The organism is Methylobacterium sp. WL7 (genome assembly GCF_008040085.1).
GTDB classification, from domain to species: Bacteria; Pseudomonadota; Alphaproteobacteria; order Rhizobiales; family Beijerinckiaceae; genus Methylobacterium; species Methylobacterium mesophilicum.
The window spans coordinates 1-13,009 of the sequence record NZ_VRVG01000147.1; the positions used below are offsets into that span (position 1 = coordinate 1).

14 protein-coding genes and 1 pseudogene are annotated in these 13,009 nt (G+C 68.0%); 11 read left to right on the forward strand and 4 right to left on the reverse strand.

The window, feature by feature from the left end; all coding sequences use genetic code 11:
• Positions 1–125 precede the first annotated feature (125 nt).
• The 10 genes and pseudogenes from FV233_RS25125 (at position 126) to FV233_RS25175 (ending at position 8,862) form a co-directional block, all read left to right on the forward strand.
• A complete protein-coding gene (locus FV233_RS25125) occupies positions 126–485 on the forward strand; it encodes a hypothetical protein (RefSeq protein ID WP_147899128.1) in 360 nt (119 codons plus the stop codon).
• Positions 486–746: 261 nt separating this feature from the next.
• Entirely contained in the window at positions 747–1,652 is a 906-nt protein-coding gene (locus FV233_RS25130) for an aldo/keto reductase (protein ID WP_147899129.1), read from the forward strand.
• Complete coding sequence (locus FV233_RS25135) at positions 1,642–2,385, forward strand: NADPH-dependent F420 reductase (RefSeq protein ID WP_147899130.1); 744 nt, start codon at positions 1,642–1,644, stop codon at positions 2,383–2,385. Before FV233_RS25130 ends, FV233_RS25135 begins: the two co-directional genes overlap by 11 nt.
• Positions 2,386–2,392: 7 nt before the next feature.
• Positions 2,393–3,739 (forward strand): MFS transporter, encoded by a 1,347-nt coding sequence (locus FV233_RS25140; RefSeq protein ID WP_147854012.1) that lies wholly within the window; start codon positions 2,393–2,395, stop codon positions 3,737–3,739.
• Between the two features lie 475 nt (positions 3,740–4,214).
• Positions 4,215–4,634: a hypothetical protein gene (locus tag FV233_RS25150; protein WP_147854010.1), complete on the forward strand. Its 420-nt coding sequence runs from the start codon at positions 4,215–4,217 to the stop codon at positions 4,632–4,634.
• Positions 4,635–4,790: 156 nt separating this feature from the next.
• Positions 4,791–5,072, forward strand: a pseudogene (rpsF, locus tag FV233_RS31350) (30S ribosomal protein S6); the annotation flags it as partial.
• A gap of 170 nt (positions 5,073–5,242) precedes the next feature.
• Complete coding sequence (locus FV233_RS25160) at positions 5,243–5,560, forward strand: hypothetical protein (protein ID WP_147854009.1); 318 nt, start codon at positions 5,243–5,245, stop codon at positions 5,558–5,560.
• Positions 5,557–7,116, forward strand: a complete 1,560-nt coding sequence (gene guaA, locus FV233_RS25165) for a glutamine-hydrolyzing GMP synthase (RefSeq protein ID WP_147854008.1) — start codon at positions 5,557–5,559, stop codon at positions 7,114–7,116. The genes FV233_RS25160 and guaA overlap by 4 nt, the downstream gene beginning before the upstream one ends.
• 157 nt (positions 7,117–7,273) lie before the next feature.
• Positions 7,274–7,630, forward strand: coding sequence for a helix-turn-helix transcriptional regulator (locus tag FV233_RS25170; RefSeq protein ID WP_238260937.1), 357 nt, complete (start codon positions 7,274–7,276; stop codon positions 7,628–7,630).
• The gene (locus FV233_RS25175; RefSeq protein ID WP_147854006.1) at positions 7,630–8,862 is read left to right on the forward strand and encodes a HipA domain-containing protein; all 1,233 of its coding nucleotides are present in this window, start codon (positions 7,630–7,632) and stop codon (positions 8,860–8,862) included. The genes FV233_RS25170 and FV233_RS25175 overlap by 1 nt, the downstream gene beginning before the upstream one ends.
• Here the strand turns inward: FV233_RS25175 and FV233_RS30610 are convergent, their stop codons facing one another.
• The 4 genes from FV233_RS30610 to tsaA form a co-directional block, all read right to left on the reverse strand.
• Entirely contained in the window at positions 8,863–9,003 is a 141-nt protein-coding gene (locus FV233_RS30610) for a hypothetical protein (RefSeq protein ID WP_187277671.1), read from the reverse strand.
• Positions 9,004–9,187: 184 nt separating this feature from the next.
• Positions 9,188–9,796: a LysE/ArgO family amino acid transporter gene (locus FV233_RS25180; protein WP_147854005.1), complete on the reverse strand. Its 609-nt coding sequence runs from the start codon at positions 9,794–9,796 to the stop codon at positions 9,188–9,190.
• A gap of 93 nt (positions 9,797–9,889) precedes the next feature.
• A complete protein-coding gene (locus FV233_RS25185; protein ID WP_147854004.1) occupies positions 9,890–10,585 on the reverse strand; it encodes a GDSL-type esterase/lipase family protein in 696 nt (231 codons plus the stop codon).
• The gene (tsaA, locus tag FV233_RS25190; RefSeq protein WP_238260976.1) at positions 10,582–11,040 is read right to left on the reverse strand and encodes a tRNA (N6-threonylcarbamoyladenosine(37)-N6)-methyltransferase TrmO; all 459 of its coding nucleotides are present in this window, start codon (positions 11,038–11,040) and stop codon (positions 10,582–10,584) included. Before tsaA ends, FV233_RS25185 begins: the two co-directional genes overlap by 4 nt.
• Before the next feature lie 159 nt (positions 11,041–11,199).
• On the opposite strand from tsaA, the gene FV233_RS25195 reads away from it, so the two are divergent.
• A complete protein-coding gene (locus tag FV233_RS25195) occupies positions 11,200–12,693 on the forward strand; it encodes an AMP nucleosidase (protein WP_147899131.1) in 1,494 nt (497 codons plus the stop codon).
• Positions 12,694–13,009: the final 316 nt, after the last annotated feature.

A 13,009-nucleotide genomic window follows, 5' to 3' on the forward strand; every position in this document is an offset into this window, starting at 1 on the left:
CGCCTGAAATATGAGATTTTTGTAACGCGATAGCCTCTTGCATTGCAAGAAAATTCTGCGAAATTTGATCGACCCATAATGGGACTATGTGTGAGGTGAGGAGTTCCCACCCGCTGGAGTTGTCTATGAAGCAGATCGAGGCTGTTATCGTGTGGACACCGGTCCGCTGGGCGGGGCTAAGGCCGGAGACGGCCGGGCAGATCGCCGTGGTGCCGACGCGCGACGAGGCCGGCGTGTCGAGCCATTACGTGATGCGCTGCGGCGCCGCGGCGTCCGAATTGGCCATCCTGTCGGAGGAGGCGCGGATCGCACGCCTGTTCATCGACTTCAACACGATCGTGGTGCGGGACGAGATCGATCCGCAGGTTGCCCATCGGGCTTTCCTGGCGATCGAGGAGTATCGATGCCGGGTCGCGCCCGATACCGAGGGCTCCGCATTCGAGGGCCGGCCGGACGAGGTGTTGAGCATCCGGGTCGGGGGCTAGAGTGCGCGCTGCCGAAGCGGATACCGGTTCGGCGGCAGGGGTGTCGAATCGGGGACTTGGAGCCGTCGTCGATCGGGCTCGTGTCCGAAGTCGTGACCCACGACACGCTCACGAAGCGTGCGACGGTGCCGGACGGGTCGGACCTGTTTCCCGATGTAGGCTAAACCGGCCAGCGCTCGCGCAAGCGTGAGAATAACGAATACACATCCGCGCAGCGTGCCCTATGTCCGGGTCGTGTCCCGACACCGCCGGAGGCCGGCCATGCCCGTATCCCGTCGCGCCGTCATCGCGGCTGCCACCCTGGCGCCGCTCGCCGGCCGCCTGTCCTGGGCCGCGGAGCCGCTGATCCGAAGGCCGATCCCATCGACGGGCGAGATGCTGCCGGCGATGGGGATCGGCACCTCCCGGCGCTACGAGGTCGAGCCCACTGTCGAGGCGGTCGCGCCCCTCAAGGCGGCGGTGCAGGCCTTCGTGTCGCTCGGCGGAACCGTGATCGACACGGCGCCGAGCTACGGCACCGCCGAGGACGTGCTGGGCCTGATCCTGGCCGAGCCCGGCCTGCGCCAAAAACTGTTCCTGGCCAGCAAGGTCGACGCGCAGGGGCATGACGCGACGCGGGCGGAGTTCGAGCGGTCGCTGAAGCGGATGAAGGTCGAGAGCCTGGATCTCGTGGCGGTCCACAACCTGATCGACGTGGACGCGAATCTCGCTGTGCTGCGCGCGCTGAAGGACGCCAAGCGGATCCGCTATGTCGGCGTCACGGTCTGGCGGGACGGCCAGCTCGACGCCCTCGAGGCGGTGATGAAGCGGGAAAAGCTCGACTTCATCCAGGTGAACTACGCCATCGACAACCGGGCCGCGGCCGAGCGCGTGCTGCCGCTCGCCGCCGAGACGGGCGTGGCCGTGATGACCAACGTGCCCTTCGGCCGCGACCGCCTGTTCAAGGCGGTGCAAGGCAAGGAGCTGCCCGCGGTGGCCAAGGATCTCGGCTGCACCAGCTGGCCGCAGGTGTTCCTGAAATACGTGCTCGGCAACCCCGCCGTGACATGCCCGATCCCCGGCATGGCCAAGGTGGCCTATGTCGAGGACAACCTTGCCGCCGCCCGGGGACCGCTCCCCGACGCGGCCCAGCGCAAGCAGATGGAGACCTTCATCGATGCGGTCTGATCGCACCACGCGGCGCGCTGCGCTCGCCCTCGCCGCCGTCCTCATGACGGCCACAGCGATGCCGGCCCTGGCGCAGGAGAGTGCCAAGAAGATACGGATCGGGGTGATCGGGGCCGGCAACATCGGCGGCACGATCGGAGGCCTCTGGGTCAAGGACGGCCACGAGGTGATGTTCGCCTCGCGCCATCCCGAGACCCTGGCGCCGATGATCGCCGAACTCGGGCCCAAGGCCAAGGCCGGGACGCCGGAAGAGGCGATCAAGTTCGGCGAGGCGGTGTTCGTGGCCGTGCCGTACAAGGCCTATCCCGACCTCGCGAAGGACCTTGCGACGTCACTCTCCGGCAAGGTCGTGCTCGATGCCGGCAACGCCACGCAGAAGCGCGACGGCGCGCTCTACGACGAGGTTCAGGCGAACGGCATCGGGGCGACCTCGGCCAAGTACCTGCCAGGGGCCAAGGTAGTCCGGGCCTTCAACGCGGCCAACTACAAGGTGTTCGCCAAGGCGGGCGCGAATGGCGGCCAGGACCGCCCGGGCGGCCGGATGGCGATCCCGATCGCCGGCGACGATCCCGCGGCGCTGAAGGTGGCCGAGGGCCTGGTGCGCGATGCCGGCTTCGATCCGGTCGTGGTCGGTCCGCTCAAGGACGCCGACAAGTTCGCCATGGGGTCGCCCGGCTTCGGTCACGAGGCCACCGCCCCAGAGTTGCGCGAGAAGCTCGGGCTGGGGAAGTGACGGGCGCGTGCCTGAAACATCCGCGCCCCGCGGCCCGCTCGCGCGCCTGATCGACATCCGGCCCGGCGAGGGCCAGGCGCTCGCCTGGTCCTGGGCCTACATCTTCTCGATCCTGGCCGCCTACTACGTGCTGCGGCCGATTCGCGACCAGATGGGCGTGGCGGGGGGCATCGAGAACCTGCCGTGGCTGTTCACGGCGACGCTGGTCGGCATGCTCGCCCTGAACCTGCCCTTCGCCTACCTGGTGAAGCGCATGCCGCGGGCGCGGTTCGTGCCGATCACCTATCGGTTCTTCGCCGCCAACATCCTAGCCTTCGCGCTGGCCCTGTACCTCGCCCCGCCCGATTGGGGGATCTGGATCGGGCGGGTGTTCTTCGTCTGGCTGTCGATCTTCAACCTGTTCGTGGTCTCGATCTTCTGGGCCACCATCGTCGACGTGTTCTCGAACGACCAGAGCAAGCGCCTGTTCGGCTTCATCGCGGCCGGGGCGACCGTGGGGGCCATCACGGGCTCGGCCACCACCGCGATCCTCGCCAAGAACGTGCCGACCTGGGGCCTGATGCTCTGCGCGGTGGCGCTGCTCGAAGTCGCGGTGTTCTGCATGCGCGGGCTGGCGTCCCTGTCGGCGCGGCTCCACGCGGTTCCGGGCAGCGAGACCGCCAACGACGGCCAGGACCGCACCATCGGCGGCAGCGTGCTGGCGGGTGTGACCCGCACCCTGGCGTCGCCCTACCTGCTCAACATCTCGCTGTTCCTGCTGCTGTTCTCGGTGACCTCGACCTTCCTATATTTCGAGCAGGCCGGCATCGCCAAGCGGAGCTTCCCGGACCGGGGCGCGCAGACCGCGTTCTTCGCCAGCGTCGACCTCGCGGTGAACGTGCTGACGCTTGGCGTGCAGCTGTTCCTGACCGGGCGGATCGTCAAGCGGCTCGGCGTCGGGATCACCCTGGCGCTGCTGCCGGCCTTCAGCGTGCTGGGCTTCGCCGCGCTCGCGGTCTCGCCCACCATCGGGGTGATCGTCGCGTTCCAGGTCCTGCGCCGGGCCGGCAATTTCGCGATCGCCCGCCCGATCCGGGAGGTCTTGTTCACGGTTGTCCCCCGGGAGGACCGCTACAAGGCCAAGAGCTTCATCGACACCGTGGTCTACCGCCTGGGCGATCAGGTCGGGGCGTGGTCGTTCACCGGAATCCAGGGGCTCGGCCTCGGCAGCACCGGGATCGCCGGGGCGGCGGTGCCGCTGTCGGTGGCCTGGCTGCTCAACAGCCTGTGGCTGGGCCGGGCCCAGGATCGCCGTCGGGCCGCGATGGACGAGCCCGCACCAGACCCCGCTGCCTTGCCCCGCGCCGCGCCGTAATCCGCCGCCGCTGGTGCCGGCGGGGCCGCCGCGTTAAGCGGCGGTTTACCATGCGGCGCGAGATCTCGTGCTCAGCTCCGCCGGAGGGACGAGACGGCATGACGTGTCCGGCACAGCCTGGACCGGGCTCACGAGTCCGCGCCGCGGCTCTGCTCGTCCTGGTGGCCGTCGCCCCGGTGCCGGTCCGCGCGGAGGAGCCGCTGTTCATCCGCATCCGGCCGACGCAGGATGGCGACCGGACCGCCCGCGAGGCCCTTTGGGCGCGTCGGCAGGCCCATGCCCGCGCGGTGATCGAATCCGTCTGCACCGGCTGCCTCGGCGCCTGGAAACCGGAGCCGCCGGTGCCCCCGGCTGCGACCCCCGGTCCCGCGCAGGCCAGGATTGCGGACCTTACTGCGCCGGCAGGGCTTGAAACCGACACCGGCTCCGGGGCATCCGAGCCAGCTTCCGATCCATCGCTTCCCGAGAGGCAACCATGACGCAATCGCATCCGACCAGCGGCGCCGAGCCCGAAGTCGATTGCCCCGTGAGCCTCGAGGTTCTGGGCGAGGTCTACCGGGCCGACGAGTTCGACCTGCCGATGATCCTGGAGCAGATCCCGCCGCTGAAGCGCGCCCAGCTCGCCGCCTACCTCTACGGCAAGAGCCACATGCACAAGCTCGGCCTGAAGGTCGCCCGCTCCTGCGACCGCGACGACCTGATTCGGGTCGCCGGCGAGATTGGCTCGGTGATCCATGGGCAGGCGCACCTGAAGCCGGCCAAGCCGGCCGCCGTTGCCGCCCCCGAGTTGCGCGCCAAGACCCTGCCGGGCCAGAAGAAGGTCAGCCTGGCGGGCGCCCCGGCCAAGCCCGCGATCAGCCTGGGCGGCTCGGCCAAGGTCCGCAACTTCGACTGAGGCGCGCCGCCGGAGGGTACGCCCGCGCGGTGGAACCCTCCCGGCCTCCCGCTCGTGCGTCGCGCGATGCACGCGGCGGCACTGCACGGAACGACACTGCAAATGCTGCGGGGCCGGATGTATGATAGGGTCGGCGTAGCCCGATCGGAGGTTGGCGTGGCGCACTACAAAAGCTTCATGATCGCGCGCCAGGACGCAGCCTCCACGCGATCCGAGACCGTGTTCGACACCTATAGAGACGTGATCGAGCGCAACGGCGGCCGTCTCGACATGATCGAGATGTGGGGCGTGAAGTCTCTGGCTTACCGCATCAAGAGAAACCGCAAGGCGCATTTCGCGCTGCTGGACATCGACGCGCAGCCGGCCGCCATGGCCGAGATGGAGCGCCAGATCGAGACCTCCGAGGACGTGCTGCGCGTCGTGACCCTCCGGGTCGAAGACCCGGCCCCCGAACCTGCTCCGATGGCGGGCTTTCTCGACGATCGGCGGGACAACGACGGTGCCCTCAGCGCGTTGCAGACCGAATTGAACGCCTATTCCCACACGATATTGGACGAGCTGCGGCAGCTGAACGCCTATATCGAAGCGCGATCGTAGGGGAACGCCCGATGAGCGGAGGCGTCTTCGGCGCATTGAAGGATGCCATCCTGATCCTCGATGAAGTCAAGCGCCTCTCGGACAACATTCGCAAACTGGTCGATCGAGTCGAACGCCTGGAACAACGGGTCGGCGACCTGGAAACACACGATGCGGTCGACGCCGTGAAGGGCGATGCCCTGGTGGCGCGCCTCGAAGCCGCGACCCGGATCGCCGCGGCAGAATCCCATGCCAGTCTGATCGAGCGGATCGTCAGGATCGAGGGCGTCGTCCTCGGCACCCCCGGCGATCGTTCGATTTCGCGCCTACCCAGCAAAGATGACCGATGACAGCTCCCACGCATGACAAGATCCTGATCGTCGATTTCGGCTCTCAGGTGACCCAGCTCATCGCCCGGCGGGTGCGGGAGGAGGGGGTCTATTGCGAGATCGTCCCCTTCACGAAGGCCGAGGCCGCGTTCCGCGAGCAGAAGCCGAAGGGCGTGATCCTCTCGGGCGGCCCCGAATCGGTGACCGTCGAGGCGAGCCCCCGGGCGCCGCAACTCGTGTTCGAATCGGGCGTGCCGGTCTTCGGCATCTGCTACGGCCAGCAGACCATGGCGGCCCAGCTCGGCGGCGCGGTCGAAGGGGGGCACCATGCCGAGTTCGGCCGGGCCGAGGTCGAGATCCTGGCCGATTGCCCGCTGTTCAACGGCGTCTGGCACAAGGGCGAGCGCTACCCGGTCTGGATGAGCCACGGCGACCGGGTCACCAAGCTGCCGGACGGCTTCACCACCGTGGCGATCTCGAAGAACGCGCCCTTCGCGGCCGTGGCGGACGCGGCGCGCAACTACTACGCGGTGCAGTTCCACCCCGAGGTGGCCCACACCCCGCACGGCGCCCTGCTGATCCGCAACTTCGTGCGCGATATCGCCGGCTGCTCCGGCGACTGGACCATGGGCGCCTACCGCGAGGAGGCGATCGCCAAGATCCGCGAGCAGGTCGGCTCGGAGAAGGTGATCTGCGGCCTGTCCGGCGGGGTCGATTCGGCCGTCGCCGCGGTGCTGATCCACGAGGCGATCGGCGACCAGCTGACCTGCGTGTTCGTGGATCACGGACTGCTGCGCCTGGGCGAGGCCGAGCAGGTCGTGGCCCTGTTCCGGGACCACTACAACATTCCGCTGGTCCACGTTGAGGCGAGCGGCATGTTCCTGTCGGCGCTCGAGGGCGTCAGCGACCCGGAAGTGAAAAGAAAGACCATCGGCCGCCTGTTCATCGACGTGTTCGAGGCGGAGTCGAAAAAAATCGGTGGGGCGGCGTTCCTGGCGCAGGGCACGCTCTACCCGGATGTGATCGAGAGCGTGTCGTTCACCGGCGGCCCGTCGGTGACGATCAAGAGCCACCACAATGTCGGCGGCCTGCCCGAACGCATGAACATGAAGCTCGTGGAGCCGCTGCGCGAGCTGTTCAAGGACGAGGTCCGGGTGCTCGGCAAGGAACTCGGCCTGCCGGACGCCTTCGTCGGCCGCCATCCGTTCCCGGGGCCGGGCCTGGCCATCCGCTGCCCCGGCACCATCACGACGGAGAAGCTCGAGGCCCTGCGCAAGGCCGACGCGATCTATCTCGACGAGATCCGCCAGGCCGGCCTCTACGACACGATCTGGCAGGCCTTCGCGGTGATCCTGCCGGTGAAGACGGTGGGCGTGATGGGCGACGGCCGCACCTACGACCACGTCTGCGCGCTACGCGCCGTGACCTCGGTGGACGGCATGACCGCCGACTTCTACCCGTTCGACATGGCCTTCCTGGGCCGGGTCGCGACCCGGATCATCAACGAGGTGAAGGGCATCAACCGGGTGACCTACGACATCACCTCGAAGCCGCCCGGCACGATCGAGTGGGAGTGATTTCGGCCTATCCGAGGAAATCCAGAACGACGCTGGAATGCGATGCGGCTCGCTCCGGCAGCTCATTGACAGATACACCGAGCTGATCATATCTGACAAATTGTCGATCGTCCTTTGTCAGATATGACTGATTGCGATGGGGTCTCCGAAAGCGAAGTTGGCCCTTGCGCGGCTCGGTCAGGACATCCGCCTGGCACGCCTCCGGCGCAATGTCGCCGTAGCGGATCTGGCAGTGCGCGCTGGAACCTCGCCCAGCTCGATCACGCGGCTTGAAAAGGGCGAGCAAGGTGTCGCCATCGGTACGCTGGCCGATGTCCTGGTCGTTCTGGGGCTGGTGGAGCGACTGGCCGATCTGATCGATGTTCGCAAGGACGATCTAGGGCTCGCGCTATCCAATCAACATTTGCCGCGCCGGGGGAAGTCGTTCGCGACGAAAGTCCGAAAGCAGAAGGCTCAAGCGCAGGACGATCAACCCCAGCAGGATGTCATGGATCCTGATGGGGCTTCATTCTGATGACGGATTCTGTCGCTCATGTCGCATTGGGCGAAGGCCGGGTATCGGTCGGCCGGTTGCGTTTTACACATGTCGGGCCGAGGCAATTCTCGACATTCTCCTACAGTGCCGCATGGATGGAAAACCCGCGGGCCTTCGCCATACAACCGGATTATTCCCTCGAGGCCGGCCAATTCCACACATCGGGTCAACCCGGAACCATGCGTGATGCGCTGGCGGGCGTCTTCGCCGATGCAGCCCCCGACAGCTGGGGGCGCAGGCTGCTCGAACGCGCTTATGGCAATGGGCTCAGCGAATTCGCTTATCTGACGCTATCCGACGATGCCTGTCGGCAAGGCGCGTTGCGCTTTCTGGACGACAACGGCGCGATCATTCGCGGCAAGGCCGTCGATGCCGTTCCGCGTCTGGTCGATCTGGAGTCGATCACGGCCATTGCCCGCGCCTATGAACAAGGAAAGGACATCTCGGCCAAGGACATACAGGCGCTGGCGGGGGCGGGGGGCTCCGGCGGTGCGCGACCCAAGGCTAATGTCAGGGACGGTGATGCGTTGTGGCTGGCGAAGTTCACCTCGGTCCACGACCAGCAGCCGATCGAGCGCGTCGAGGTTGCGACGCTTCGCCTGGCTGCAACGTGCGGCATCCGCACGCCCGCAGCCCGGCTGGAACTGGCCGACACGCCTTTTCCGGTAGCGCTGATCCAGCGGTTCGATCGACGCGGAAGCGCCCGCATCCCCTATATTTCGGCGCGCACCGCTTTGGGCAAGACCGGGACGGAACTCGGTTCCTATACGGAGATCGTCGATTTCATGCGGGGCTACGCCGCCGATCCGCGGGCCGATTTTCGTGAACTTTTCCTGCGCCTGATCTTCACGATCCTCGTGTCCAACAAGGACGATCATCTCAAGAATCATGGGTTTCTCTATGTGGGGGGCGGGCGCTGGCGATTATCGCCGGTTTTCGACGTGAACCCGGCGCCGGATCGCAACCCGCACCTCGAAACGGCGATCCTGGAGGGCGGTGCGTATGACCGGTCGATCGCCTTGGCGCTGGAAGCCTGCGAATTTTTCGAGCTTCCCGAACGAGAGGCGAGGCAGATGATCCGTGAGACGGCGCGGCGCATTTCAGACGGGTGGCGCGAGGCGTTGCGTCAGGTCGGGGTTTTAGGCGCGTTGGCGCGGGACTATGAGGCCGCGTTCATTCACGATCAGACCGAACTGGCGTTACGTATTTAATCAAATATGACCGATAATAAGGATTTCCTCGTCAGATGTGAATGGCATCTTCGAATGGCGCCGTTTGCCCAGAGCGCTTTCCTCCTGCCAGTCGATCAATTGACGCGGGGCATCGATGGAACCGAGCGGGCGGTGATCCATGTCAAGTTCGCCACCGACAAGACCGAGATTCTGCCGGACTCAAGCCTGAGATCGACGGGTATGCCGATCGGACTGATTCCGCCGCGCACAACCTGTTCATTCCCGATGGCCGGCAAAGAGTTACCGCCTCGCGTTGGTAGGATTCTGAGCGGAAGACTATCGCTCCGCCGGATACATCCCGCCGTTACCGTCCGCTCAGCAACAACTCGGCCGCGATCACCCACATCGTGATCGCGATCACGCCTTCGAGCACGCGCCACGCGGCTGGCTTGGCGAACAGGGGCCGGAGGATCGCGGCGCCGTAGCCGAGCGAGAAGAAGAACGCGACCGAAGCACTCATGGCGCCGGCCGCGAAGGCGGGTTCCCGGCCGGGGAAGCGCGTCGAGATCGATCCGATCAGCAGCAGCGTGTCGAGATAGACGTGCGGGTTGAGCCAGGTCAGCGCGAGGCAGGTCGCGAGCGTCCGCCCGAGGCCGGCGGCGGATCCCGGGGCGGGCTGCAGCACCTCGGTGTCTGCGAAGGCCGACCGGAGGCTGCGCGCGCCGTACCAGATCAGGAAGGCCGCGCCGGCATACAGCATCGCCGGCCGCAGCCACGGGGCGAAGACCACGAGGCTCTTGAAGCTGGTCACGCCCACCAGGATCAGGAGCGCGTCGGAGGCCGCGCATGTGGCGCAGACCAGCGCGACGTGCTCGCCGCGCAGGCCCTGCCGCAGCACGAAGGCGTTCTGGGCGCCGATGGCCAGGATCAGGCCGGCGCTGACGGAGAACCCGGTCAGGAAGACATCGAGCACGCGGTGTCGCTCATCGAAGGTTGAAGGTTCGCGTGGTCATGACCGGCCACTCCGTCGGAGCGGAGACGGCACGGCGCCTTCCGCACGGATTGCTCACGGCGGCGCGCAGAGCACCGGCTCCAGCGCCGCCATCGCCTGCCGGAACGCCGCCAGGTGCAGGCCGTCCCGGAGCGCTCCCGGCTTGGCGTAGCCTGTCTCGCCGTCGCGCAGCGGCGCGAACGGGTCCGCGAAGGTGCATCCGAGGCGGGTGCAGAGCGCGCGCAGCCGGTGCGAATAATCAGGCACGGCCGCCGCATCGAGGAACCGGCCGCTCTCACGGCCGATCGGGGGCAAGGCGGTCACCACCACGCGCGGGCTGACGGCCTGGAGCCGCCTGACGATGGCGTCCACGGTCGCCTCGAACCGTGAGGCCGCCTCGGCGGAGCGCGGTGCGTTCTTGGCGAGGATGTCGTTGGTGCCGATCGTCAGGGCGGCGACCTTGGGCGCGTGGTGGAAGCGCAGCCCGGCGAGGTGGTCGAGAAAGGCGGCAGCGGTGGCGCCGCTGAAGCCGCCGTTGACGAAGTCCAGGCCGCAGGGCCGCTGGCTTCCGGGCTGCAGCTCCACCTGGGAATCGCCGCCCCAGAACACGTAATCGGGTGGCGCCTCGTCCAGGCTGACCTGGACGGCGATGCCGCGCATCACCGCGTAGGCCCGGGCATCCGCGGCGGGCTTGTGCAGGTACCAGCCGGCGAGTCCTCCCAGCGTCAGCAGGACTAGGGCCGCGAGGATCGCGAAAAGGCCCCGCCTCACGGCTCGGCGCCGGCGCGGTCGATCCGCGCCTCGGGCCGCGAATCGGTCGTGGCGTAGTAGGGCTTGATGTCGAGGAGCGGCGTTCCGTCCAGGCAATCGAGCCCGCGGACCCGCAGGGTGTCGCCCGCGCGGGCGATCAGCTCGACCACCGAGAGGGCGATCGGGTTCGGCCGGGCGGGGGAGCGCAGCGCGAAGGTGCCGCGCGGCCCGTCGGCGTGGCGCGGCTGCTGCACCACGAGCCCCCGGGTCGCCTGGTCCATCCAGTAGAGCAGGATGAGGTGCGTGCAGCCGGTGATCGTGAGCAGGCCGGACGCGTAGGCCGGATCGACCTCGACGGTGCAGACGGCGTCAGTCTGCAGGCCGTTCTTCGGGCAGTCCCGGCGCGTCCGCCACGGCGTCCGGAGGCGGCCGATGAAATGGAGGCCGGCGTCGAATGCGGCGGGCAGGTCCGCCATCTCCTCGCCGGGACGGATCCCGAACTCGTCCGCGCCGCTCAAGGAACCTCCGCGCCCTCGCATCCCGCGCCGGTTCTCGGCCAAGCGCCGTCCGGCCGCAAGCCCGGGTCGCGCGCGCACGCTCCGCGGTGTAGATCCGAGCTTGCGACGGGAGGGTTCATGATCGAGCGGGAATTGCGGCCGATGCAGGCCGTGGCGGATGCGGACAGCGCGGTCGATCGCCTGGTCGAGCTCTATGACGGCGCCGCCGACGCCCTGCGGCAGGCGCTGGAGCGGTACCTTGCGGGCGGTCCTCCGCCGGACGCCACCGAGCGCCTCGCGTTCCGCTATCCCGAGTTGCGGATCAGCTATCGCCCCGCCGGCCCGCTGCCGCGGGTGCGCCGCGCCACCGCCAAGCTCCAGGCCGCCGGCACCTACGCCACCACGGTCACGCACCCGGCCTTCTTCCGCCACTACCTCACCCGGCAGTTGCAGCCGCTGATCGACGATTACGGCATCCAGATCGAGGTGGGCCTGAGCGCGCAGGAGATCCCCTATCCCTACGTGCTGGAGGCGGGGCTCGACGCGCGCGGGAGCACCGTCGACGGCGCCGAGCTGGCCACCTACTTCCCGGTCCCGCTGCTGTCGCTGGTGGGCGACGAGATCGCCGACGGGACGTTCGATCTGGTGGATGGCGAGCCGCTGCCTCTGGCCCTGTTCGACGCGGTGCGGGTGGATTACTCCCTGCGCCGCCTGGTCCACTACACGGGGTGCGACTGGCGCGAGGTCCAGCCCTGGATCCTGCTCACCAACTACCACCGCTACGTCGATCAGTTCGTCCGGCACGGGCTGGAGCGCCTGGCTTCCGGCGCGGAGGGGTTCGAGCGGCTGGTGCTGCCCGGCGGCCTGTCGGTGAGCCGGGCGGAGGCCGCCACGGCCGATCCCGCCGCGGTGATCGCCGCCTCGCCGTGGCACCGCCACCAGATGCCGGCCTATCACCTCGTGGCGCGCGGCGCCGACGGCACCATGCAGGGCACGACGCTGGTCAATATCGGCGTCGGCCCCTCGAACGCGAAGACGATCACCGATCACCTCGCGGTCCTGCGCCCGGATTGCTGGCTGATGGTCGGCCATTGCGGCGGCCTGCGCCAGTCGCAGACCATCGGCGATTACGTGCTCGCCCACGCCTATCTCCGGCGGGACCGGATCCTCGACGAACTGGTGCCGCCGGACGTGCCGGTGCCGGCGCTCGCCGAGGTGCAGGTCGCGCTCCAGAGCGCCGCCGCCTCGGTGACCGGCGAGCAGGCGGAGGCTCTGAAGCGCCGGCTGCGCACCGGCACGGTGGTGACCTATGACGACCGCAACTGGGAGCTGCGGTTCAGCCAGGAGCGCCGGCGGATCAACCAGTCGCGGGCGATCGCGGTGGACATGGAGAGCGGCACGGTGGCGGCGCAGGGCTTCCGCCTGCGCGTGCCGTACGGGGCGCTGCTCTGCGTCTCCGACAAGCCGCTCCACGGCGAGATCAAGCTGCCCGGCGCGGCGAACGCGTTCTACGACCGGGCGGTGTCGGAGCATCTGCGCGTCGGGCTGGCGGCCCTCGACGCGCTGCGGGCCGACCGGCACGGGCTGCATTCGCGCAAGCTGCGCAGCTTCGACGAGCCGCCCTTCCGATAACCCGCCGGACCCTCGATACAGTCAAGCTTTCAATATTTTCGTACAATTTTCGCATGACAGCGACTGACTGACACGGCGTATTCAGTCGTCGCGCCGGGATACCTGCGATCGATCGGACGTTGGAAAGTCATACTCCTCGCAAGGATTGGACTTTCTCATGAAGCGCTTTGCTCTCGCATCGACGGCCCTGCTGGCGGCCTTCGCCCTGGTCCCGGCCGGCGCGGATGCCCGCGGCTTCGGCGGCGGCGGCTTCCGGGGTGGCGGCTTCGGCGGCGGTTTTCACGGCGGCGGGTTCGGCGGCGGCGGCCTCCGGGGC